We start from the raw sequence: 23,873 nt of genomic DNA, 5'->3' as shown, positions 1-23,873 counted from the left end.
AAATGCGGTGCAACCTGCTATGGGCGCGCACTTCCGGTGGGCCATGCCCACCCGATTCCGCGCGGTAGAGTGGTTCGTGCCGCTCGCTATTGCCGCTTACTCTGCGGGGCCTTGTGCCCCAACAGGATGAAAGGAGGCCATCATGGCCAAGAAGATCGAAGGCTACATCAAGCTGCAGATCAATGCCGGCGAAGCCAAGCCTTCGCCGCCGATCGGCCCCGCGCTGGGTCAGCGCGGTGTGAACATCATGGGTTTCTGCAAGGAATTCAACGCAGCCACCCAGGAAATCGAAAAGGGCACGCCGCTGCCGACCGTGATCACGGTCTATGCGGACCGCTCGTTCACGTTCGTGACCAAGACTCCGCCCGCCACCTACTTCATCAAGAAGGCCGTGGGCATCAAGTCGGGCTCGAAGACTCCGGGCAAGGCTTCGGCCGGCACCATCAAGCGCTCGCAGTTGGAAGAAATCGCCCAGGCCAAGATGAAGGACCTGAACGCGAACGATATCCAGCAGGCCGCGAAGATCATCGAAGGCTCCGCCCGTTCGATGGGCTTGCAGGTTGTGGAGGGCTGATCCGATGGCAAAGCAGACCAAGAAGCAGAAGGCTCTCGTCGAGAAGCTGGGCGACAACCAGAAGCTCTACGGCGTGGATGAAGCCATCCAGTTGCTCAAGGACCTCAAGAGCGCCAAGTTCGACGAATCGCTCGAAGTGTCGCTGAACCTGGGCGTTGACCCGCGTCACGCCGACCAGATGGTTCGTGGCATGGTCAGCCTGCCCTCGGGCACCGGCAAGGACGTCAAGGTTGCCGTGTTCGCCCGTGGCGACAAGGCCGAAGCGGCGCTGGCCGCCGGTGCCGACCGCGTGGGCGCCGAAGACCTGCTGGAAGACATGCAGGCCGGCAACCTCGACTACGGTCGCGTGATCGCCACGCCCGACATGATGGGCCTGGTCGGCCGTCTCGGCAAGGTGCTGGGCCCCAAGGGCCTGATGCCGAACCCGAAGCTGGGCACCGTGACCCCGAACGTGGCGGACGCCGTGAAGTCGGCCAAGAGCGGCCAGATCGAATTCCGCGTCGAAAAGGCCGGGATCATCCATGGCGGCATCGGCAAGCTCTCGTTCTCGAACGAAGCGCTGCGCGCCAATTTCGACGCTTTCGTCGATGCGATCGTCAAGGCCAAGCCGTCGGGCGCCAAGGGCAAGTATGTCCGCAAGGTCGGCCTGTCCTCGTCGATGGGCCCCGGCCTGAAGATCGACGTGGCCCAGGTTCACGGTAGCTAAGGCGCCAGTCGCCAAGGCGAAAAGGATACAGGGGCCGGGAAGGTTTGCCTTCCCGGCCCCTTTCCGTTTGGGCTAGGCACATGGCGTGACCGTTCCTGTTTCCCCTGTCGACCCCACACCCGATCCCTTGGCGCCGCGCCTGGTGGACGAGGCCGAATGCGTGGCCTCGGTCCTGTTGGCGATCCTGCTGGCCCACGTGATCGGCGCCACCCATGTCTCGTGGGCGGCGTTCACCGGCTATATGGTCATGCGCGGCCATCCGCTGGAAACGCTGCGGCGTTCCCTGTTGCGGATCATCGGCACCGCGGCCGGCGCGCTGGCCTGCCTGGCCGTGCTGGAAAGCCCGCTGGGCACCAGCATGCCGGTGCTGGCCCTGGCCATGGCGCTGGCTGGCACGATCAGCCTCTATGGCGCGATCACCGCGCGCCATGCCTATGCCTGGCTGTTCATGGGCCTGACCTTTGCGATGATGCTCTACGATCGCGTGGCGCTGCCGCTCGCCGATCCGCGCGCTTTTGCGGTGATGCGGATGATCGAGACGCTGGCCGGTACGGCGGCCTGCATGGCGGTGAGCCTCGCTTCGGCCTGGACGCTGCGCCGCCGCTGGCCGGCGATCCGCGCGCCCAAGCCGCAGGGGGTGGGCTGGCGTCCCGATGCGATGCTGCACGGCGCGCGCGGCGGGCTGGCGCTGGCGCTGCTGCTGGGCCTGGCGACGCAGTGGGATCTGCCCTCGCTGGTTTCCGGCGCGATCACCATCATGGCGGTCATGCTCATCCCGGTGACGGCAGTGGATGGCCCCAATGGCCTGCGCCAGGTCAGCCGCCGCCTGTGGTATCGCCTGCTTGGCTGTCTCGCCGGCGGGGCGCTGGCGGCGCTGGTGCTGGGGCTGGCGGCCTTGCTGCACGGGCCGGCGCGCGCCGCGCTGATGCTGCTGGGTACCGCGCTGGGCGTGGCCTGGGGGCGGCACCTGGAAAACGGCAACCATGGGCGCGGCTATGTCGGCACGCAGTTTACCCTGGCCGTGCTGGTCGTGCTGGTGCCCGATAGCTGGGACGCGGCGCATATCGCGCCCGGCTATGACCGGCTGATCGGCATCCTGGTGGGCATGGCCGTGCTCGAACCCGTGCTGCTGCTGGGCGCGGCCCTGTCAAAGGTGCGCGGCGCTGTCACAACGCCCGCTGCCGCTCAACGCAGCGAAGCAGGCGGAGTCTGAACGCTGGCGCGGGTATAGCATTCCACCACCAGGCTGATCGCCAGGCCATCGGGCCGGCGCAGCACCGCGCGGTGTGACAGCACCGTGCCTGCCGGGCATTCCGCCATGCGCCCGCGCCGCGCAGCCAGGCGCGCGCGCGTGAAGTGCAGCGGCGTCACCACCGTGCCGAACGGAGTGTCGGTCTGCGCCAGCGTTGTGTTCATCGCCGGGGTCAGGCGCGCCGGCACGAACCAGTTCTGCGCATCGGACAGGACGACGTTACCACAGGCCAGGCGCACGTGGCGAAAGCCCAGCGGCTCTGTCGCGCCAACCCCGAGCGCGGCGCGCACGCTGTCGGGCGCCGGGCGCGGTGTGCGATCGGCCAGGGCGCGAATCGTGGCAGGATCGGCCAGATGCCCGGCGGCGCACCACTGCGTCAGCGCGGCCGTGGCGCTGGGCTGCGCGGCCAGAGTCGCTTCCAGCGCCGGCAGCCGCGCCGGCACGCAACCGACAAGAGCCAACGTGGCCAGCAGGGCTGCCACGCTCCTCATGGCGCGGTGCAGGGCGTCTTGGCCGCCAGCCAGTCGGTATCGTCGGCAAAGGGCGCGGGATCGTCCTTGGGCCGCTGCGCCCCCTTGAACAGGGGCTGGTCATAGACCGAGGACATGTCGTTGTCGAAACCGGGGATCTGGCGGTTGAGCTCGGCGGCTTGCGCGGCGCTCACTTCGGGCAACAGTACGCGCCGGCTCATCACCGTGCGCATCACGTTGCCGGTCAGCCCGGCCTGGCGCCAATAGGCCACGCCACCCAGCGAGCGGTTGACCGGCGCGGCGTGATAGCGCCACATCTCCGTGTCACCGGGCGCCGGCAGGCGCACGGTGGTCACCCAGCAGCGGAACGCGGGATAATCGGTTTCATAGGGCAAGGTCTGGTCCTGATCCGCCGGGCGGCGCAACCGCTCGGGCGGATTGAAGCCGGCGCCGGGCAGGGTGTAGCGATGGCTGCCCCCATCCAGCTCTTCCCAGTCCATGTCGCCCAGCCCCTGCGCGCTCAGCACCACGGCGCCGTGGGCATCGTCGATGTCCCACGCCACTTTGTCGGTCACCAGCCAGTTCTCCTGCGCCTGCCAATACTTGCGCAGCGCGCGCTCGGCATCCACGGCCGGCAGGCTGGACAGGTAGCTGCGGATCGCCAGCGCCTGGTCGCCGCGCAGGATATGCCGCGCGCGCACTTTGGCGCGGGCGTTCCTGCCGGCGCTGGCGTCGATATCCAGCACTGCGATGGCGCGCGCCAGCGTGGGCGGTGGCGCGGGCAGGGTCAGCACCGGCGCGCCCTCGCGGGTGATCGGCAGGGCCTGGCGCCAGGGCGGCGGCAGGATCAGGGCGAGCGAGCGATCGCCCAGCCGCGTACCGTCGAGCAGGATCGGCTTTTGGGCAATCGTGGCGCGCACCACCACGTGATCGAACAGCCCTGCGTTGGGCAGGCGATCGGCCAGCCCGTCACCACCCTTGGTCTGGATCAGCAGTGGCTCCGCCTCGATCCCCAGACCGTGCAGCAGGGCCAGCAGCAGCACGGTCTTGCCCTTGCAGTCGCCAAACCGGCGCTGCCAGGTCACATCGGCATCGGCCGGGGTAAGGTTGGCACCATCCATGCCCACGTAGACATAGCGCACCTGCTCTTCCACCAGGCGCAGCGCGGCGGCCGCGCGCGTTGCCGGATCGGGCGAGGCGGCCGCGATCCGCGCGATCTCGGCCTTGAGCGGGCTGTCGGCGCGCAGGCGCGTGGCCTTGTCATAGAGCGGGAACAGCCGGCGGGAGAAATCGGGCCAACTGGCATAGTTGGTGAATTCCACCAGGCGGCGCCAGCCATAGCGCGGCGGCGCGCCGGTCGGCACATCGGCCGGTGGCTCGGGATCGTGCATTTCCACGGCAATCCCCGCCAGCTTGCCCCCGGCGGGAAACGGTGCAGGCTTCACGTCCGGCGTCGCCTGCCAGCGCAGCGGGTGGTCCTGCGGCCAGGCAACGCGCAGCCGGTACGTCCCGGTGGAACTGGCCTGGGGCAGCAGATAGAGATCGCCGCGCGCATCGGCAAGCGTCGGGTCCTTGCTGGTGAGCGTGGTGGCCAGTTCCACCTCGTCACCCACTTCCAGCCCGGGAATCTGGTAGGCGGCGGTCAAGCGGCCATCGAGCGCGGCCAGTTCCAGGTTCTGTTCGCGTTGCATCACCGCGAATTTCGCGCTGCGGGTGAGGTCGCGGGTGGTCCCGCCGTGGATCACCCGCAGGCGGTGCAGCACCATGCTGCCCGCATCGGGAGACCAGGTGAGCGTGAGGTTGCCTGCGGCCAGGCCTTCCGGCTTGGTAATGCGATAGCGCACGGCGGAATAGACCTGGAGCCCTTCGGCCCCGGCCATGTACTGCGTATCGTTGTAGATCACGGCCAGCGCCGCTTGGGCCGAAGGCGGCGTGGCGGAAGGGGCTGGCGGCGGCAGCGTCCAGGGCGCCGGATCGGCCACGATCACTTCGCGCACGCCGGCGGCCTGTGCCGTTGCGGCGGTGAGGGCAAGACCCGATCCTGCCGCCAGCCAGGCCGCTGCGGCCCATTCCCTGCATCTGCTCAAGTCTATCCCCCTGCCAGGCACGGTATCCGCCGCGCCGCAACCGGATAATGCCGGAAGTGCCCGGACAGTCTAGGGAAAATTCTGTCGGTTTCGGTCAGATTCCGCCGGGTACGCCCGTGCGGCCCAAGGCGCCAAGGCCCGCCACCAGGTCTGCCGCGCAGGCATCGATCACGCGCTGGTCGATAGAGCGGATCACGAAATTGGCGCCCACCCGGCCTTCGCGGAAGAACGGGTACGATCCGATCTGGCAACCGGCGTGGGTCTGTTCGGTCTCGCGCAGCAGGTCGGCCACTTCGCTTTCCGTTACCCAGCAGCCGATCGTGGCAGAGAGCACCGGCAACCCGCCTTCGAGCTTGCCGGTCAAGGCGGCGAGCATTTCGGCGGCGATATGGGGCACGCCGGCGAGCAGGTGGATATTGGCCACGGCAATGCCGGGCGCGCCCGACAGCGCGTTTTCGATTAGACTGGCCCCGGCCGGCACGCGCGCCATGCGCAGGCGTGCTTCGTTCACGCCGCCGCGCGGGGCGTAATAGGCTTCCAGCATGGCGCGGGCATCGGGATGGATCACCACCTCCACGCCCAGCGCCGCGGCCACCGCATCCACCGTGATATCGTCGTGCGTCGGGCCGATGCCGCCGGTGGTGAACAGGTAATCGTTGCGGGCGCGCAGGGCATTCACCGCCTCGACAATGGCGGCCATGTCATCGGCCACCACGCGCACTTCCTTGAGGCGGATGCCCTGGACATTGAGCCAGGTGGCCACCTGGGCAATGTTCTTGTCGTGGGTCCGGCCCGAGAGAATCTCGTCGCCGATCACCAGCAGGGCAGCGGTCCAGATGCGTGAAGCGTCATTCATCGGGGGGTATCGATAGCGCAATCGGGCCAAGGCGCAAGCCGGGGCGGGGCATGGTCAAAGCGCAAGACCCCGTCTTCCAGCGGATCGCGGCGCAGGAATGCCCGATCGGACAGGTAATCGTGGTTCAGTCGCCAGCGCCGCTCCGTGCTGCTGCGCGGCAAAAGATGCTGGCCGCGCAGCAGATAGCCCGACGAAAAGGCCGGCGTCTCGTCGATCTCCAGGCCATGGTCGGCAGGCAGGACCGGGGTGGCGACCTGGGCGCCGGTCTGCGCCATATGGTTGAGCACGCGGGCGGTGAACGCGGCGACAAGATCGGCGCGCAGCGTCCATGAGGCGTTGAGATAGCCGAACACCTGCACCAGGTTGGGCAGGTTGGACAGCATGCAGTCCTTGTAGTGCAGATGATCGGCGAGGTTGATCGCCACGCCGTCGCGCCGCAGGGCGATCTTGCCGGCCACCGCCAGTTTCAGGCCGGTGGCCTTGACGATCACGTCGGCGGCCAGGCGCCCGCCATTTTCCAGCCCGCCGTTTTCCAGGCTGATCCCGTCGCGCTCGATCCGGGCGATCCGGCCGGTCACCACCCGGGCCTGACCGGATCGGATGGCGGCGAACAGATCGCCATCGGGCACCAGGCACAGGCGCTGCTGCCAGGGGCCATAGGGCGGCGTGAACGCCACTTCGTCCCAGGCCGGGCCGAGCGCGCGGGCGGCCCGGCGCTTGAGCCAGGCGCCGACTTTGCCCGGCGCCTGGCGGGCTCGGTTGTAGAACCACGCGCCCAGGCGGATATTGCGCCAGCGCACCAGCCGCGCGGCAAGCGGGGCGGGCAGAACGCGGTTGAGCAGATGGGCCAGCCGGTCCCGACGCGGGCTGGCGATGAACCAGGTGGGCGTGCGTTGCAGCATGGTGACCTGCGCGCCGCGCTGCGCCAGGGCGGGCACCAGCGTGGCGGCGGTGGCGCCCGATCCGATCACCACCACGCGCTTGCCGGCCACGTCCAGATCCTGCGGCCAGAACTGGGGCAGCACCATCGGCCCGGCAAACTCGGCCTGCCCCGGCAAGGCAGGGTCATGCGCCGCATCGTGATCGTAATAGCCGGCCGCCAGCACGAGGAATCGCGCGGTCAGGTGCCCGGCAGTGCCTTGTGCGCCCCCTTGCCCTTCGGTCTTCCAGTCCAGCCGCCAGCAGGCAGCCGTGCTGTCCCACTCGGCGGCGGTCACCTGCGTGCCGGTGCGGATATGCTGGGCCAGGTCATGCTGCGCGACAACCTCGTTCAGATAGTCCCGGATCGCCGCGCCATCGGCAATGGCATCGGCCCCGCGCCACGGGGCAAAGCCGAAGCCCAGAGTGTGCATGTCGCTGTCCGACCGCACACCGGGATAGCGGAACAGATCCCAGGTGCCGCCCACCGCCGCCCGCCGTTCCAGCACGGCAAAGCGGCGGCCGGGGCAATCGCGCGCGATATGTGCGGCCATGCTGATGCCGCTGATGCCGGCGCCGATGATCGCCACGTCCAGATCGGGAGCTTGTGTCACGGCGTTGGCAGTAAGGCCTGTGGCGGTTTTGGCCAGTGCGATTGCGCTTTGCGCGCGGCATTGCCACATAAGCTGCCATGACGATCATCGCCGCGCGCCGCTATGCGCCCGATCCTGCCGGCCGCTCCGCTGCCCGTGTTCCCGGCCCACTCGATCTGGACGAAGGCTTTTCGCCTGTCCCCGATGGTGCGTTCGACTGGATCGGCCTGTGCGAACCCTCGCACGAGGAGATGGACCAGGTTGCGCGCCACTATGGCCTGCATCCGCTGGCGATCGAGGATGCGCTCAATCCGCAGCAGATGCCCAAGGTGGACCAGTACCAGAAGCATCTGTTCGTGGTGGCGCGCACCGCCACGCTGGAGCCGGGGGAAACGCTGGTCTATGGCCAGACCGCGTTTTTCCTGGGTGCGGATTTCGTCATTTCGGTGCGGTTCGGGTCCAACCGGGCGCACCTGGGCCTGCGCGCCACGCTGGAAGCCGATCCCGAGCGCCTGGCCGAAGGCGCAGACTATGTGCTGCATGCCATTCTCGATTTCATCGTCGATGGCTATCTGCCGATCATGGATCAGTTGGAGTCCGTGGCCCATGCCATGGAAGAAGCCGCGATCGATGTCTTTCCCGAGCAACAGACGATCCGCCGCATCTTTCGTCTGCGCCGCCAGTTGCGCCGGTTCGAGCGCATCGTCGGGCCGATGGAGGAAGTGTGCGAGCGCCTGGCCGAGACCGAAGTGGCGCTGATCGACCCGACCGCGCGGATCTGGTTCCGCGACGTGCTCGACCATGTGCGCCGGGCCATGGCGCGCATGCGCGGGCTCAAGGAAACGCTGGCGGCCATCGTCGAGACCGCGAGCCTGCTCGAACAGCATCGCCAGGGCGAGATGACCCGCCAGCTTGCCGCCTGGGCGGGGCTGCTGGCCGTGCCCACCGCCATCGCCGGCATCTATGGCATGAATTTCGATTTCATGCCGGAGCTGAAGTGGCATTACGGCTATTTCGTCGTCCTGGGTGTGATCCTGACGGTCTGTGGCGGGCTCTACTGGCGCTTCCGGCGCATCGGCTGGCTTTGACGGCGACCGTCTAGCCACATTTCCTTATATGGCTCTCGCGCCGGTTTAACGGTGGCCAGTCCATTAACCCTGCCAAGCCGCGCCGTCTTGCGCGGATCATTACTGGCAAGGGTTGGTTGCATGTCCGTTCTTGGCTCTTTGCGCATCCGCACGATTTCGCTGTTTGGCACCCTGCTGCTCGCCCTGGCGGCGGTGGGCAGCGCGGGCATGGCGATCACCGCCACGTCCAGCCTGGGCGGGCGCCTTAACGCCATGGCCGACGATACGGTGCCCACGCTCACTGCGCTCATCCATTTGCGCGGCATTGTCGGCGATCTGCGGCTGACCATCGCCAAGCACATCCTGTCCAACGAACTCACCGAAACCCGGCGGCTCGATGCCGATTTGGAAACCAAGATCGCCGAATTCGACAAGGCCTTGGGCGATTATCGCACGATGCAGGAGACCAAGGGGGACAGCGACGAACTCCAGGCGGTGACCGAACTGCAAGGTGTGTTCAAGTCCTGGGTCAAGGAAGCACGGCCGGTGCGCGAGTTTTCGCTCCAGAACCGCAATGACGAAGCCTATGCTGCGTTTCGCGACAAGATGAATCCGATCGGCCTGGACATGGGCAAGCGCATCGCCGCCCTGGCCGCGCGCAATGCCGCCCTGGCCAAGGATGACACGGCCGCCGGCTCCGCCCAGGCGCACCATCTCCAGACGCTGGCGATCGCCACCGGCGTTTTTGCCGTGGTCGTCGGGCTGGGTGTCGCGCTGCTGTTCCGGGTGCGCGTGTCCACGCCGCTTGCCCAGCTTTCCGGCGCGATGCAGGACATGGCGGGTGGCCAGATCGACCGCGCCGTGCCGGGGCATGACCTGACCGACGAAGTGGGGGACATCGCCCGTGCGCTGGAGGGCATCAAGGACTTCGTCGCGCGGCGCGCGGCGCGGGCCGGGGAAGAGCGCATGGCGGTGCAGCAGCAGGTGGTCGGCGCGCTCGGCGCGGGCCTCACCGCGCTGCGCGAAGGCCGCCTGTCGCATCGTATCAATGAGACATTCCCGGGCGATTACGAACAGTTGCGGATCGATTTCAACCAGTCGATGGCCAGCCTAGCCGATGCCCTGGGGCAGGTGACCCAGGCGGCCCAGGGCGTGCGCGTGGGGGCAAGCGAAATCGCCTCGGCCAGCCACGACCTGTCGAGCCGCACCGAAAACCAGGCCGCCGCGCTGGAGGAATCCGCGGCTGCCGTGCGTGAGCTGAGCACCACCGTGACCCAGACCGCGCAGACCGCCAAGGAAGCCAGCGACACCGCCCGCCAGACCCGCCACGAAGCGCGCGCCAGTGGCGAAACGATGACCCAGGCCGTGGCGGCGATGGAGGAAATCGCCAAGTCCAGCAACCGCATGCAGGAAATCGTCGCGCTGATCGAAGGGATCGCGTTCCAGACCAACCTGCTGGCGCTCAACGCCGGGGTCGAAGCGGCGCGTGCGGGCGACGCCGGCAAGGGCTTTGCCGTGGTCGCCAGCGAAGTGCGCAGCCTGGCGCAGCGCTCGTCCGAAGCGGCCAAGGACATCACCGCGATCATCCGCGAGAGCGACCGCGACGTGGGCAACGGCGTGCAGATGATCGGCGAGACGCAGAGCGCGCTGGGCCAGATCGTGGAGCGCACCTCGCGCCTGTCGGAAATGATCGAGGCGATCGCCCGCTCGGCCGAGGAACAGGCGGGCGCGATCGGCCAGGTCGACACCGTGGTATCCGACATGGACCGCATCACCCAGGCCAATGCCGCGCTGGTTGAGGAGGCCACGGCCGCCTCGCGCAGCCTGTCGAACGAAGCCAATGCGCTGGGCCAGCTCGTCGGCCGGTTCGATCTGGGCCATGGCGGCGGTTCCTCGTCCTATGACCGTCTGGCCGCCTGACACACGCCCGGTCACGATTTCGGCGTGACATTTTGCCGACTTGCGCGTTAGCCCCCCAACATCGTGATGAAGTGGCACCGTCACGACAATGGCAACAGGGGAACAGACCGCGCATGGCCGGGGGATCGACACGCACCATCTTGATAGCCTTGGGGGCGAACCTGGGCATTGCCGGGGCCAAATTCGTGGCCGCGGCGCTGACCGGATCGTCTGCCATGCTGACCGAAGGGGTGCACAGTCTGGTCGATTCGACCAACCAGTTGCTGCTGCTGCATGGCCGCTCGCGCGCGACCAAGCCGGCTGATGCGCTCCATCCCTTCGGCTATGGTCGTGAGCTCTATTTCTGGAGCTTCATCGTCGCCATCCTGGTCTTTGCGCTGGGGGCGGGGGTCTCGGTCTATGAAGGCGTGCTGCACATCCTGCACCCGGAGCCGGCGACCAGCCCGCTGATCGCCTTCATCGTGCTGGGCATCGCCTTCGCGCTTGAGGGCTGGTCGATCCTGGCGGCGCTGGGCGATTTCAATCGTGGCCGGCGCGGCACGATCTGGGCGGCCATCCGCGATACCAAGGATGCACCGACGCTGGTGATCCTGCTGGAGGATTCGGGCGCGCTGACCGGCCTCGTGCTCGCGGCTCTCGGCCTGGGCATGAGCCTGGTGACCGGCAATCCGCTGTGGGATGGCCTGGCCTCGGTGCTGATCGGCCTGGTGCTGGGCGCGCTGGCGCTGATCCTGCTTTATGAAGCCAAGGGCCTGCTGATCGGTGAGGCGGCCGATCCGCAGATGGTCGCCGCGATCCGCAAGACCGCTGCTGCCCATGCCGGCGTGGTGCGCGTGCACGAAGTGCTGACCGTGCACAGCGCACCGACGATGGTGACGGTGATCATCAGCGCCGATTTCGAGGATACGATCACCGCGCGCGACGTGGAGCGGATCGTGCTGGCGATCGAGACGCAAGTGGCCGCGCAATTCCCGATCGTGGCGCGCGTCTATGTGCGTCCGCGCGACAGCGCGACCGAAGCGCTCGACGGTTGAGCGCTTCGGGCCGGGCGGTTACGCGATCACGCCGAACAGGTCGTGGGCGTCAGCCTCTTCGACCAGCACATCGACGAAATCGCCGGCCTTGAGGCTTTCGGGCACGTTGCGCAGATAGACCGCGCCGTCGATTTCGGGTGCGTCGGCCTGGCTGCGGCCGGTGGCGCCGATGTCGCCGTCCTCGTCCGGCTCGCCCACATCGTCGATGATCACGCGGATCGTGCGGCCGACCTTGGCGGCCAGGCGCGCGGCGCTGATCGCTTCGGTCTTGGCCATGATCCGGGCATAGCGCTCTTCCTTCACCGCTTCGGGCACCGGATCGGGCAGGGCGTTGGCTGCCGCGCCTTCCACCGGCTCGAACCGGAACGCACCGACGCGATCGAGCTGGGCTTCATCGAGCCAGTCGAGCAGGTACTGGAAATCTTCTTCCGTCTCGCCGGGGAAGCCGACGACGAAGCTGGAGCGGATGGCGAGATCGGGGCAGATCGCGCGCCAGGCCTTGATGCGGTCGAGCACCTTGGCCTCGTTGGCCGGGCGCTTCATCGCGCGCAGCACCTTGGGGCTGGCGTGCTGGAACGGAATGTCCAGATAGGGCGTGAGCAGCCCTTGCGCCATCAGCGGGATCACCTGGTCCACATGCGGATAGGGATAGACATAGTGCAGCCGCACCCACGGCACCTGGCCATCGGGCGTGCGCAACTGCCCCAGTTCGCGCGCCAGGTCGGTCATGTGCGTGCGCACCTCGCGGCCTTTCCACTGCCGCGTTTCATGGCGCACGTCCACGCCATAGGCCGAGGTATCCTGGCTGATCACCAGCAGTTCGCGAGTGCCGGCGGCAACCAGCTTTTCCGCCTCGCGCAGCACGGCGTCGATCCGCCGGCTGGCCAGTTTCCCGCGCAGATCGGGAATGATGCAGAACGAGCAGGCGTGGTTGCAGCCTTCGGAAATCTTGAGATAGCCGTAATGGCGCGGGGTGAGCTTGACCCCGCCCATGTCGTCGAGCGCCTGGGGGATCAGGTCGAAGTATGGCCCCATCGCCGGGGGCGCTGCTTCGTGCACGGCCTCCACCACGGCTTCATACTGGTGCGCGCCGGTCACGGCCAGGACATCGGGAAACCGCGCGCGGATCACGTCGGCCTCGTTGCCCATGCACCCGGTCACGATCACGCGGCCGTTCTCGGCAATCGCCTCGCCGATCGCGGCCAGGCTTTCCTCCTTGGCCGAATCGAGGAAGCCGCAGGTGTTGACCAGCACCACGTCGGCCCCGGCATAATCGGCGCTCATGGCATAGCCATCGGCGCGCAGGCGGGTGAGGATGCGTTCGGAATCGACCAGCGCCTTGGGGCAGCCCAGGCTGACCATGCCCACGCGCTTGGGCTCGGGGGCGGGGGTGGCGGAATTTTCGCGGGAATCGGGGGGAAGTGTGGCCATCGTGCGCGCGCCCATACGCGCAAAAGCGGCGCGCGTCACCTTGTCATGGCTTTTCCACGATTCGTGGCGGCCGGCGGCGGCAGCGTGCGATGGATCGTGAAGGGAAAGCGATGACTTTCTGTCACATGTTTGCGCTTTGCGCGCGCCGGGTCTAGGCAGTGGCACCTGGCGGGGGCGCATACGGGGGCGTGGCACGGGAAAGAGGTGCAATGGGTCCGGTTAACTGGTTGGCAGTGATAATGGCCGTGGTGGCGGCGCTGGCGGTGCAGGGCCTGTGGTATGGCCCGCTGTTCGGGCGCGCGCGGCTTGCCGAAGTTGGGCCGGGCGGCCTTGGCCTGCGCACCGCACCCTGGCGCACGCTGGCGATCACCGCCGGTCTGCTGCTGGTCAGCGCCACGATGATGGGCCACATGTTCGCCCGCGTCGGCACGGCGACGCTGGGCGTCAAGCCCTGGCTCTATTTCATGATGTCGGGCGGGCTGGCGATCTCGTTCGTCATTCCCGGCCTGTGGATCGGCTATACCCAGCAGCGCACCTCCACGCGCCTGGCCATGATCGACGCGGGCTGCGTGCTGCTGTGCTACCTGGCGATGGGCACGATCTTCTGGCTGCTGGGCGGGCACTGAGGTCGTCGCAGGCTTCCACCACCCCCAACCCCCTCCTCTAAAGAGGAAGGGGGCTTTCATATCAGCGGTTTAACTCCCCTTCCTCTTCAGAGGAGGGGGCCGGGGGGTGGTGCGAAACCAGGCGCAACCATCACAACCGCACCGGCAGATAGGGTGCCGGATCGCGCGGCACGTTGTCGCGGCGCAGTTCGAAATGCAGCGTGGGTTTCTTGGCTTCGCCGCTCTTGCCGATGCGGGCGATGGCCTGTCGGGCAAGCACGCGCTGCCCTTCCTGCACGTCCACGCGGCCGAGATAGGCATAGGCGGTAACCCAGCCGCCGCCGTGGTCGATCACGATCAACTGACCAAAGCGCTCCGGCTCGTTGCCGGCAAAGACCACGCGCCCGGCTGCGGCAGCGTGGACGCTCATGCCGGTGAAAGCGGCCAGGTCGATGCCGTTGTTGGCGCGTCCGCCCGGGTGGGGCACGCCATAGCGCGCCACGATCGTGCCCGAGGTTGGCCAGGCCAGGCGCGGGGCGCCAGCCTCGCGGGCATGGGACGGCGCCGGAGTCGGCACAGGGCGCGGTGGCGGCGCGGGGCGCGCAGCGGGCGGCGGGCGGCGCACCGGCGCGGTGGGTGATGCGGGTTTCAGCGCCTGGGGCGCCTGGGGCGGCGATGGCCGGCGCAGCACCTGGCCCTGGGTGATCAGATAGGGCAGCGGCACGCGGTTTTCCGCGGCCAGCGCCGCCATCGAAACCCCCATGCGCCGGGCAATCGCGGCGAAGGTGTCGCCGGGCTGGACCACATAGGTCCAGGCGATGATCGGCGATTCGTAAGATGGCGGCTGGCTTTGGCGCGGTTGGGCCAGCGCGGGCGCGGCCAGCAACAGCGCGAGCGCCAGGCCCAGGCTGTGCGGCCGCGCCACGGCCTCAGCCCTGCGGCACCAGGCGGGTCAGGCCGCCCATGTAGGGCGCCAGCGCCGCCGGCACGTCCACCGAGCCGTCTTCCTGCTGGTAGTTTTCCAGCACGGCGACCAGCGTGCGGCCCACGGCCAGGCCCGAACCATTGAGCGTATGAACGAATTCGGTGCCCTTCGCGCCTTCAGGACGATAGCGCGCATTCATCCGCCGCGCCTGGAAATCGCCGCAGTTGGAGCACGAGGAAATCTCGCGATAGGCGTTCTGCCCGGGCAGCCACACTTCCAGGTCATAAGTGATCCGGGCGGTAAAGCCCATGTCCCCGGCGCAGAGCAGCATCTTGCGATAGGGCAGGTCCAGCGCCTGGAGCACCGATTCCGCAGCCGCCGTCATCCGCTCGTGTTCTGCGGCCGACTCTTCGGGCTTGCAGATCGTGACCAGTTCCACCTTGTCGAACTGGTGCTGGCGGATATAGCCGCGCGTGTCGCGCCCGGCCGCGCCCGCTTCGCTGCGGAAGCACGGGGTCAGCGCGGTCATGCGCAGCGGCAGCACGCTTTCCGCCAGGATCTGCTCGCGTACGGCATTGGTCAGCGAGACTTCGGCCGTGGGGATCAGCCAGCGGCCATCGGTGGTGCGGAACAGGTCTTCGGCAAACTTGGGCAATTGCCCGGTGCCGAACACGGCCTCGTCCTTGACCAGCAGGGGCGGCGCGCATTCCACATGGCCGTTCACGCCGGTCTGGTGATCGAGCATGAACTGCGCCAGCGCGCGTTGCAGGCGCGCCATCTGGCCGCGCAGGAACGTGAAGCGCGCGCCCGAAATCAGCGCGCCGGTTTCAAAGTCCAGGCCCAGCGCGGGGCCAATGTCGGCATGTTCCTTGGGCGCGAAGGCGAACTGGCGCGGGGTGCCCCAGCGGCTGACTTCCACGTTGCCGGCTTCGTCCTCGCCTTCGGGCACGGCATCGGCAGGCAGGTTGGGCAGCGCGGCGAGCGCGGCGGCGGCCTGCGCGGAAAGCTGGCGCTCGTCTTCTTCCAGCGCGGGCAGCGTGGTCTTGAGCGCGGCGACTTCGGCCTTGAGCGCTTCGGCGGCGTCCTTGTCGCCCTTGGCCATGGCCGCGCCGATCAGCTTGGAGGCTTCGTTGCGGCGGCTTTGCGCCTCCTGCATGCGGGTCGCCACCTCGCGGCGGCGGGCGTCGAGCGCCAGGAGATCGGTGGCGACGGGGGCCACGCCACGGCGGGCGAGGGCGGCGTCGAAGCTTTCCGGATTTTCGCGGATCAGGCGGATATCGTGCATGGTTGCCGGGCTATGCCCGCAAGGTTCCCCGGATGCAATCGGGGTATGCAATCGGGGCGGCTGGTTTGTTTGGCATGGCGCCAACCGGGCTTGTCGCCTGCCGCGCGATGGGGAACAAGGCGGCCATGGCCAAGACCACGCACCACCTCGACCTCACCATTGCCGATCCGCTGGGGATCATCACGCTGGCCAACCCGCCGCTCAATTTCCTGTCGGTGGAGCTGCTCGGCGCCATCGCCGACGCGGTGGAAGCCTGCGATGCCGATCCGCGCGTGCGGGTGATCGTGCTGCGCGCGCAGGGCAGAACGTTCTGCGCCGGGGCCGATCTGGTTGGCGGCGCGGCGGGGGAAAGCGGGGCGGACGGCCTGGCCGCGATCCGCCGCCTCTATGACCAGGCGCTGCGCCTGTTTCGCCGGCGCAAGCCGATGGTCGCGGCGATCGGCGGCGCGGCGGTGGGCGCGGGGCTGGGCCTGGCACTGTCGGCCGATTTTCGCGTGGCCAGCCCGGCCGCGCGCTTCTCGGCCAATTTCGTCGCGCTGGGCTTTCACCCCGGCTTTGCCATCAGCCACACCCTGCCGCGCGTGATCGGGGCTCAGCGCGCCGCCTGGATGATGCTGTCGGCCGAGCGGGTCAAAGGTGCCCAGGCGCTCGACTGGGGGCTGGTCGATCGCCTGGTCGAGGCGGACGATCTCGACACGGCGGCGCAGGCCATGGCGCAGGAAATGGCCGCCAATGGCCCGCTGGCGCTGGTGGCGGTGCGCGGCACCATGGTGCGCGGGCTGGCCGATGCGGTGGCCGCCGCGCTGGACCACGAACTGGCCGAGCAGGCGATCCTGCGCGAGACCGCCGACTATGCCGAAGGGGTCGCCGCGGTGTTCGAGCGGCGCCCGGCGCGTTTCACCGGGCGCTGAACACCAGGTTTACATTGGTATCAAATATATCAAATAATTTCTGTGCTTGCCGCGGTGCTAAGACCTATCAACAGGCCTAGGCAGGGCTTGATTTGTCCGGAGAAATCGCAGGGTCCAGCGTTTCTAAACACATACAAAGCTATGATAATAAATAATAAAAATGGAAACCTAGATAAGCTTTTGTCCGGTTTGAAAGGGATGATCTGATATCGTATAATATATTTGACTCACATTCCGAGATATGATGGATTGCCCTCGTGAAAAAACATGAGGGGCAAAACATGCGATCCACATCATATCTTCTCAGGGGGTCGGTGGGCCTGGGCGCGCTGACCACGGTGCTGCTCTCGTCGGCTGCCATGGCGCAGGATTACACCGCGCCGCTGCCCGAAGCGCCCGCTGCCGCGCCCGAAGCATCGGACAGCGCGATCGTGGTCACCGGCACGCGCATCAAGCGCGCCGACCTGCAAAGCAACAGTCCGCTCAGCGTGGTGAGCGCCCAGGAACTGCAATACCAGGGCACCACCAATGTCGAAGCCGCGCTGAACCGCATGCCGCAGTTCACCGCCGACGCGAACGAGAACGTGTCCAACGGGTCTGACGGCACGGCGCAGATCAACTTGCGCAACCTCGGCTCGAACCGCGTGCTGACCCTGCTCAATGGCCAGCGCATGCTGCCCGGCCAGGCGATGGACATCAATTTCGTGCCCGCCGCGCTGATCGAGCGCATCGACGTGGTCACCGGCGGGGCCTCGGCGGTCTATGGGTCAGACGCGATTTCGGGCGTGGTCAATTTCATCCTGCGCGACAAGCTCGAAGGCGTACGCCTCGACGTGCAGGGCAGCATCAACAACCACCACAACACCGACGATTACCTGCGCGGCCTGCAATCCGCGCGCGGCTACCAGACGGCGCCGAACTGGGTGACCGATGGCGGCAAGGTGGACGTGAACGGTGCGTTCGGCCACAGCTTTGCCGGCGGGCGCGGGCATGTCACGGTCTATGGCGGCTATCGCAAGACCAACCCGGTGCTCCAGTCCTCGCGCGATTATTCGGCCTGCGCGCTCAATGCCAATGGCGCCAGCAACCTGGTCTGCGGCGGCTCGTCCAACACCACCTATGGCACGTTCGTGCCACTGTCCGGGCCCAGCTCGGGCCAGGGTTACCTGACCAACGCCAAGGACGGGTCGAAGACCTGGGTGCCCTATGACAGCACCTATGCCTACAACTACGCACCAACCAACTACATCCAGCGGCAGGATACCCGCTACACCGGTGGCGGCTTTCTCAGCTATGATTTTTCGGATGCGGCCCGGCTCACCGGATCGTTCATGTACATGAATGACCGCACTTATTCGCAGGTGGCGCCTTCGGCCCTGTTCCTGGGCACGACGTTCAACATCAACTGCAACAACCCGCTGATGAGCGCCAGCCAGGCCACGGCGCTGTGCGGCACGGCGGCCGGCACCGGCACCACGGTCGATACGCTGATCGGCTATCGCCTCAACAACGATTTCTCGCGCCGCGACGATCTGCGCCACAAGGACTATCGCTACAACCTCGGGCTGCATGGCGATATCGGCCACGGCTTCAGCTATGACCTGGCCTATACCTACGCCCTGGTCCGCTACAACGAGACCTACACCAACAACGTCGACAACGTGAAGGCGCAGCGGGCGCTCAACGTGGTCGATGTCAATGGCACGCCCACCTGCCAGTCGGTGATCGACGGCACCGATCCGGCCTGCGTGCCGATCGACGTGTTCCAGGCCAACGGCATCACCTCGGCCCAGGCCAAGTACCTGTTCAGCAACAGCAACACCGCCAGCCGCAACAGCCTGCGCCAGGTGACGGCGGGCATCAATGGCGATCTCGGCACGTTCGGCATCAAGTCGCCCTGGGCCACCAACGGCGTGGCGATCGCGCTGGGCGCGGAAAACCGCAAGGAAACGCTGCTGTTCACCGCCGATGCGGTGGCCAAGCAGGGCGGCACCAACGATTCCGACGGCGAAATCTCGGTGTGGGAAGGCTTCGGCGAAATCGAAGTGCCGCTGCTGGAAAACATGCCCTTTGCCCACAAGCTGACGCTCAACGGCGGTCTGCGCTATTCGTCCTACACCAACGACCAGCTCTCCAGCGGCAACCACTCGGCCTACCGCGTGTGGACCTACAAGGGCGAGCTGACCTGGGCGCCCGATACCTCGGTCCGCCTGCGCACCAGCTACAACCGCGCCATTCGTGCACCCAATATCGCCGAACTGTTCAACGCGCAGAGCGTGGGCAACGTGTCGCTGGACGATCCCTGCGCCGGCACCAGCCCGACCGCCTCGGCCACGGCTTGCGCGGCAACCGGCGTGGCCGCATCCAAGTATGGTACCGGCGCGATCATCCAGTGCCCGGCCGATACCTGCTCGCAACTGGCCGGGGGCAATCCCAAGGTGAAGCCGGAAAAGGCCGACACCATCACCGTGGGCCTGGTGCTGACCCCGCAGGACATCCCCAACTTCTCGATCTCGCTGGATTACTACCACATCAAGGTGAAGGACTACATCGCCACGATCGATCCTTCGCTGATCGTGTCGCAGTGCACTTCCACCGGCGACCCCTATTACTGCGGGCTGTTCCACCGCGATCCGCAGACCGGCGCGATCTTCGGCACCAACGGCTATATCGTCTCGACCACGCTCAACACCGGCTCGCTCAAGACCGACGGCATCGATCTCAACATCGATTACGCGCGCTCGCTGGGCCGCATCGGTCGCCTGAGCGTCAACCTGGCCGGCACGTTCCTGCTGAGCCAGGTGAACGAACCGCTTCCGGGCCTGGGCACCTATGACTGCAAGGGCTATTTCGGCTATACCTGCGGCCAGCCCAACCCCGAATGGCGCCACAATGCCCGCGTCACCTGGTCCGCGCCGCGCGACGTGGCCACGGTTTCGCTGTCCTGGCGGCACATCGGCGGCACCCGCCTGTCGACCACGTCGAGCAATCCTTTCCTCAGCGGCACCGGCAGCCTGATCAACGGCCGCATCAAGTCCTACGACTACATCGACCTGGCGATGACGGCGCGGATCAACAAGGCGATCAACGTGCGCGCCGGCGTCAACAACCTGTTCGATCGCGATCCGCCGGCGATCGCCTCGGGCGTCCTCGCCTCGTTCGGCAACGGCAATACTTATCCGGGGGTCTATTCGCCGCTCGGTCGCAACCTCTTCGTGGGCGCGACGCTGGCGTTCTGATCAGGATGGCGGGCGGCTGCATGAGGGTGGCCGCCCGTTCCCTCCTGCCGATCGACAAGGGAAAGGCCCTGATCGCGCTGGCGACCAGGGCCTTTCCCTTGTCGTTGCAGAGTGGCGGTCAGGCCGCCAGGCCGAAGGGATCGTCGATCGCGTGCGACGGCTCGGTAAACCACTGCGCGCCGGCTTCGGTCACGTGGAAATGGTCTTCCAGGCGGATGCCGAAGCGATCGGGCAGCACGATCATCGGCTCGTTGGAAAAGCACATGCCCGGCGCCAGCGGCGTGGCATCGCCGCGCACCAGGAACGGGCCTTCGTGGATCGACAGGCCGATGCCATGGCCGGTGCGATGCGGCAGGCCGGGCAGGCGATAATCCGGCCCCAGCCCGGCGCGTTCCAGCACGCGGCGCGCGGCGGCATCGATCGCCTCGCACGGAACGCCGGGCTTTACCGCATCGAACGCGGCCTGCTGCGCCTCGCGCTCCAGGTTCCAGATGCGGCGATGCTCGGCGCCGGGCGTGCCATAGACATAAGTGCGGGTAATGTCGGACGTGTAGCCCTGCACGAAGCAGCCGGTGTCGATCAGCACGACATCGTCCTGCTCCAGGCGCCGCTCGCCCGGCAGGCCGTGGGGGAACGAGGTGCCCCGGCCGAACTCGACGATGCAGAAGCTGTTGCCCGCCGCGCCCAGCGCACGGTGCGCGGCTTCGATGAAGCGGGTGACGGCGCCGGCCGTGATGCCGGGGTGCAGGATGCGCGCAACGCGGCGGTGCACTTCCAGCGTCATCTGCTTAGCCTGGCGCATCAGGGCCAGCTCTGCCTCCGACTTGATCGAGCGACAGGCATCGATGATCGGCCCGCCGTCCAGCAGGGTGACGCCCGGCGCGGCGGCTTGCAGGCGCAGTGCCATCTGGAACGGAAACGCCGGATCGACCGCCAGGCGCCCGGCCCGCGTGGCGTGCAGGGTCGCGGCGACCAGGGCATGGGGATCCTCGTGCTCTTCCCAGCCGTGCAGGTCGGCCGCAATCACCAGGTCCGCCTCCAGCGAGCCGTGCTCGAAGCGCGGCGCCACGATCTGCGGCCGTCCTTCGGGCAGCACGATCATGGCCACCAGGCGCTCGCTGGCGCCCCACGGCACACCCGCGAAATAGCGCAGGCTGGCGCCCGCATTGACCAGCAGCGCATCGATGCCCTGTGCCGCCATCAGCGCGCGGGCCTTGGCCAGGCGCGCGGCATATTCCTCCGCCGCGATCGGCGCGGCGCAATCCGCCCAGGGCTGCAACTGTGCCAGTTCGGCTGCGGCGGTGGAGCCGCCGACACCCAGGGTGGTCATTCTCGGTATCCTTTGCTTCGCCTGCCTGCGGCAGGGCCTGGTCAGAGCAGGTTCAACTGCTGGCGCAAGTCGTTGAGCGTGCCACTGATATGCGCGGCGGCCAATTCCTCGGCCCGGGCCGCGTTGCGCGCCAGCCAGGCCTGCAACAGGCCGTTGTGCTCGTCATGCGCGCGGTCGCCGCGGCCGGCGGGGGCCAGATGCGCCACGGTATAGCGCTCCGACAGGATCTGGAGCCGCTCGATCAGTTGCATGGTCAGCACGCGGCGGCAGGGGCGGGTCAGCGCGACGTGGAATTCACGGTTGCGCACGGCCACCTGTTCGGCCTGGGTGCTGGCCGCCTGGTCCAGCGCCTGCATTGCGGCCACGGCGGCGGCGCGTTCCTCGTCGGTGGCGGCCAGCGCGGCCAGGCCCACTGCCGCCGGTTCGATCGCCAGGCGCAGGGCATAGATTTCCTCCGCCTCGTCCGCCGTCATCGCCCGCACGAAATAGCCACGGTTGGCGTGGGAGACGAGCAGGTTTTCCTGCTCCAGCCGGGCCAGCGCCTCGCGCAGGGGAATCTTGCTGACCCCGAATTCGGCGGCCAGCGCATCCTGCCGGATCGGCTGGTCTTCGGCCAACTGCCCCGAAACCACTTTCTCGCGCACGAGGTCGAAAATGCGATCGGCCAGCGTCCGCACAACAAGGCTCATTCCTGATCACTCCAGCAGCCGCAGCAGGGCGGCACCTCGTGCGCCCCCGGCCTGGCGGACCATATATGGCCGGGGGCAATATCCGCAATGGCCGCGCACCATGACCGGCCTTTTACGAACGTTTCCTCATTCCTCGTCGGGATAGGGGCCGGTGCCGCCCTGCGCGATGAAGCGATCGACCGCCGCATCCAGCACCGGCAGCGGCACCGAGCCCAGTTGCAGCACGGTATCGTGGAACGCGCGGATGTTGAACTTGGCGCCCAGGGCCTTTTCGGCGCGGGCGCGGGCATCCAGGATGGCCTTCTCGCCCAGGTAATAGCTCAGGGCCTGGCCGGGCCAGGCGATATAGCGGTCGGTCTCGGTCTCGATCTCGTGGTCCGACAGGGCGGTGTTGTCGCGCAGATATTGCTGCGCCTGGGCGCGGCTCCAGCCCATCGTGTGGATGCCGGTGTCGACCACCAGCCGCGCGGCGCGCCACGCCTGGTAGCTGAGCATGCCGAAGCGTTCGTAGGGCGTGTGGTAGAGCCCCATGTCCTCGCCCAGCTTCTCGCAATAGAGCGCCCATCCTTCGCCATAGGCGGAAATGTAGGATTCCTGGCGGAACGCGGGGAGGTCCTTGTTCTCGGCGGCCAGCGGCATCTGGAAGGCATGGCCCGGCGCGCTTTCGTGGAGGGTCAGCGCGGGCAGGGAATAGAGCGGGCGCGAAGGCAGGTTGAACGTGTTGATCAGATAGACCCCCGGGCCGCCGCGCCCCGCCGTGTAATAGGGCGCGATGGCATCGGGCACGGGCACGATGGCAAAGCGGCGGCGCGGCAGGTGGCCGAACCATTCGGCGGCCTTGCCGTCGAATTCCTTGGCGATCCACGCCCCACGATCGAGCAGGGCCTGCGGCGTCTTGACGGTGAACTGCGGATCGGTGCGCAGGAAATGCAGGAAGGCGGGCAGGTCACCCTGGAAATGCACGTCCTGCATAACCTGCTGCATCTGCGCGCGGATTTGCGCCACGGCGTCCAGCCCGATCTGGTGAATCTGCGCCGGGGGCAGGTCCAGCGTGGTATATTCGCGGATCTGCGCCTGGTAATAGGCCTGGCCATCGGGCAGCGAAAAGGCATCGAGCCGCGTGCGCGCCTTGGGAATATAGTCCTTTTTCAGGAATTGCAGCAGCGCCTGGTGCGCCGGCACCACCGCCTGGGTGATCGCGGCGGTCGCCTCGCGGCGCAGCGCCGCCTGGCGATCGGCGGGGATCGTCGATGGCATCGTCACGAACGGGGCGTAGAACGGATTGTCCTCGATCCGCGCGGCGGCGGTTACCGGCAGGATCGTGTCCTCGCGGCCCTTGAGCGTGATTTGCGGCGGGGTGAAGCCGCGCGCCAGCCCGGCGCGCATGTTGGCGATCTGCTGGTCGAAATAGCGCGGCACGGCGCGCAGCGTGGCGATATAGGCGGTGTACTCGTCCTCGCTGCGCAAGTGGGCGTTGCGCGCGCTGTCGGCCAGGTCTCCCCAGAAGTTGGTGTCGGCGTTGAGCGGCTTTTCGTATTCGCGATAGCGCTGCGCCGAAAGCAGCGTGTCGATCTGATAGCGATAGACAGCCGCGTTGACCTGGTTGGCCGGCGAGAGGCGCGCCACGTCGATCGTGGCCAGTTGCGCGCGCACCTCTTCCCACTTCTTCAGGCGCGCCGCCTGCGCCGCAGGGCCGACATCGGGCAGATGGGGCACGGCATGGCGCGCGCTGTCCTCGTCATCGGCGAACTGCGTCTTGCGCCAGGCCCATTCGGCACTGCTGAGCGCCTCGAAGCGGGCGTCTTCCGCGCTGGCGGGCGCCGTTGACTTGGGCGCGGGAGACGCGGGCGCAGGCGCCGGAGTTTGCGCCAGGGCGACGGCGGGAACGATCGCGCCGGACAGGAGCACTGTGGCCAGGGCGCTACGCCAGGAATGCGGCATCGGGAGAGTCCTTGCTGAAACGAATGGAACGAAAAGGCGG

The 23,873-nt window shown here is 67.5% G+C and carries 19 protein-coding genes; 9 read left to right on the top strand and 10 right to left on the bottom strand.

Translation table 11 applies throughout. The annotated features are described in order from the left end of the window. Positions 1 to 142 precede the first annotated feature (142 nt). From rplK to IE191_RS17010, 3 genes are all read left to right on the top strand, one after another. Positions 143 to 574 carry a 50S ribosomal protein L11 gene (gene rplK / locus IE191_RS17020; RefSeq protein ID WP_191325581.1) on the top strand — a complete coding sequence of 144 codons (432 nt, stop codon included), beginning with the start codon at positions 143 to 145 and terminating at the stop codon, positions 572 to 574. Positions 575 to 578: 4 nt separating this feature from the next. Then, positions 579 to 1,280, top strand: coding sequence for a 50S ribosomal protein L1 (rplA, locus tag IE191_RS17015; protein ID WP_191325580.1), 702 nt, complete (start codon positions 579 to 581; stop codon positions 1,278 to 1,280). An 85-nt stretch (positions 1,281 to 1,365) separates the two neighbouring features. Then, on the top strand, positions 1,366 to 2,493 hold the full coding sequence (locus tag IE191_RS17010) for an FUSC family protein (protein ID WP_191325579.1): 1,128 nt from the start codon (positions 1,366 to 1,368) through the stop codon (positions 2,491 to 2,493). Here the strand turns inward: IE191_RS17010 and IE191_RS17005 are convergent. From IE191_RS17005 to IE191_RS16990, 4 genes are all read right to left on the bottom strand, one after another. Further along, on the bottom strand, positions 2,466 to 3,023 hold the full coding sequence (locus IE191_RS17005; RefSeq protein ID WP_191325578.1) for a hypothetical protein: 558 nt from the start codon (positions 3,021 to 3,023) through the stop codon (positions 2,466 to 2,468). The genes IE191_RS17010 and IE191_RS17005 overlap by 28 nt on opposite strands. Further along, positions 3,020 to 5,089, bottom strand: a complete 2,070-nt coding sequence (locus IE191_RS17000) for a DUF3857 domain-containing protein (RefSeq protein WP_191325577.1) — start codon at positions 5,087 to 5,089, stop codon at positions 3,020 to 3,022. Before IE191_RS17000 ends, IE191_RS17005 begins: the two co-directional genes overlap by 4 nt. A gap of 94 nt (positions 5,090 to 5,183) precedes the next feature. After that, positions 5,184 to 5,945, bottom strand: a complete 762-nt coding sequence (locus IE191_RS16995) for a competence/damage-inducible protein A (RefSeq protein WP_191325576.1) — start codon at positions 5,943 to 5,945, stop codon at positions 5,184 to 5,186. Continuing rightward, on the bottom strand, positions 5,942 to 7,477 hold the full coding sequence (locus tag IE191_RS16990; RefSeq protein WP_268249451.1) for a flavin-containing monooxygenase: 1,536 nt from the start codon (positions 7,475 to 7,477) through the stop codon (positions 5,942 to 5,944). The genes IE191_RS16995 and IE191_RS16990 overlap by 4 nt, the downstream gene beginning before the upstream one ends. A 77-nt stretch (positions 7,478 to 7,554) precedes the next feature. Between IE191_RS16990 and IE191_RS16985 the strand changes: the two genes are divergently transcribed. The 3 genes from IE191_RS16985 (at position 7,555) to IE191_RS16975 (ending at position 11,477) form a co-directional block, all read left to right on the top strand. Continuing rightward, complete coding sequence (locus IE191_RS16985; protein ID WP_191325574.1) at positions 7,555 to 8,544, top strand: magnesium and cobalt transport protein CorA; 990 nt, start codon at positions 7,555 to 7,557, stop codon at positions 8,542 to 8,544. 120 nt (positions 8,545 to 8,664) lie between these two features. Beyond that, on the top strand, positions 8,665 to 10,443 hold the full coding sequence (locus IE191_RS16980) for a methyl-accepting chemotaxis protein (RefSeq protein WP_191325573.1): 1,779 nt from the start codon (positions 8,665 to 8,667) through the stop codon (positions 10,441 to 10,443). A gap of 149 nt (positions 10,444 to 10,592) precedes the next feature. Next, positions 10,593 to 11,477, top strand: coding sequence for a cation diffusion facilitator family transporter (locus IE191_RS16975; RefSeq protein ID WP_373299320.1), 885 nt, complete (start codon positions 10,593 to 10,595; stop codon positions 11,475 to 11,477). 18 nt (positions 11,478 to 11,495) lie between these two features. Here the strand turns inward: IE191_RS16975 and rimO are convergent, their stop codons facing one another. Beyond that, on the bottom strand, positions 11,496 to 12,908 hold the full coding sequence (gene rimO / locus IE191_RS16970) for a 30S ribosomal protein S12 methylthiotransferase RimO (protein ID WP_229815552.1): 1,413 nt from the start codon (positions 12,906 to 12,908) through the stop codon (positions 11,496 to 11,498). 239 nt (positions 12,909 to 13,147) lie between these two features. Here rimO and IE191_RS16965 point away from each other — a divergent pair, with 239 nt between their 5' ends. Continuing rightward, entirely contained in the window at positions 13,148 to 13,534 is a 387-nt protein-coding gene (locus tag IE191_RS16965; protein ID WP_229815550.1) for a DUF1761 domain-containing protein, read from the top strand. A gap of 130 nt (positions 13,535 to 13,664) precedes the next feature. On the opposite strand, the gene IE191_RS16960 is transcribed toward IE191_RS16965, so the two are convergent. After that, the gene (locus IE191_RS16960) at positions 13,665 to 14,438 is read right to left on the bottom strand and encodes a M23 family metallopeptidase (RefSeq protein ID WP_229815548.1); all 774 of its coding nucleotides are present in this window, start codon (positions 14,436 to 14,438) and stop codon (positions 13,665 to 13,667) included. Between the two features lie 4 nt (positions 14,439 to 14,442). Further along, on the bottom strand, positions 14,443 to 15,723 hold the full coding sequence (serS, locus tag IE191_RS16955; protein ID WP_191325571.1) for a serine--tRNA ligase: 1,281 nt from the start codon (positions 15,721 to 15,723) through the stop codon (positions 14,443 to 14,445). Positions 15,724 to 15,797: 74 nt separating this feature from the next. On the opposite strand from serS, the gene IE191_RS16950 reads away from it, so the two are divergent. Together IE191_RS16950 and IE191_RS16945 are read left to right on the top strand one after the other, a co-directional pair. Further along, on the top strand, positions 15,798 to 16,634 hold the full coding sequence (locus tag IE191_RS16950) for an enoyl-CoA hydratase/isomerase family protein (RefSeq protein ID WP_229815546.1): 837 nt from the start codon (positions 15,798 to 15,800) through the stop codon (positions 16,632 to 16,634). A gap of 281 nt (positions 16,635 to 16,915) precedes the next feature. Beyond that, the gene (locus IE191_RS16945) at positions 16,916 to 19,873 is read left to right on the top strand and encodes a TonB-dependent receptor (RefSeq protein ID WP_191325570.1); all 2,958 of its coding nucleotides are present in this window, start codon (positions 16,916 to 16,918) and stop codon (positions 19,871 to 19,873) included. A 118-nt stretch (positions 19,874 to 19,991) separates the two neighbouring features. Here IE191_RS16945 and IE191_RS16940 read toward each other — a convergent pair whose 3' ends face one another. From IE191_RS16940 to IE191_RS16930, 3 genes are all read right to left on the bottom strand, one after another. After that, complete coding sequence (locus IE191_RS16940; RefSeq protein ID WP_191325569.1) at positions 19,992 to 21,203, bottom strand: M24 family metallopeptidase; 1,212 nt, start codon at positions 21,201 to 21,203, stop codon at positions 19,992 to 19,994. A gap of 41 nt (positions 21,204 to 21,244) precedes the next feature. Continuing rightward, on the bottom strand, positions 21,245 to 21,892 hold the full coding sequence (locus tag IE191_RS16935; protein WP_191325568.1) for a GntR family transcriptional regulator: 648 nt from the start codon (positions 21,890 to 21,892) through the stop codon (positions 21,245 to 21,247). A 126-nt stretch (positions 21,893 to 22,018) separates the two neighbouring features. Next, entirely contained in the window at positions 22,019 to 23,833 is a 1,815-nt protein-coding gene (locus IE191_RS16930) for a DUF885 domain-containing protein (protein WP_191325567.1), read from the bottom strand. Positions 23,834 to 23,873: the final 40 nt, after the last annotated feature.

This window comes from Novosphingobium pokkalii (assembly GCF_014652855.1).
Classification (GTDB): Bacteria; Pseudomonadota; Alphaproteobacteria; order Sphingomonadales; family Sphingomonadaceae; genus Novosphingobium; species Novosphingobium pokkalii.
This window is presented reverse-complemented; position numbering and strand designations above follow the sequence as displayed.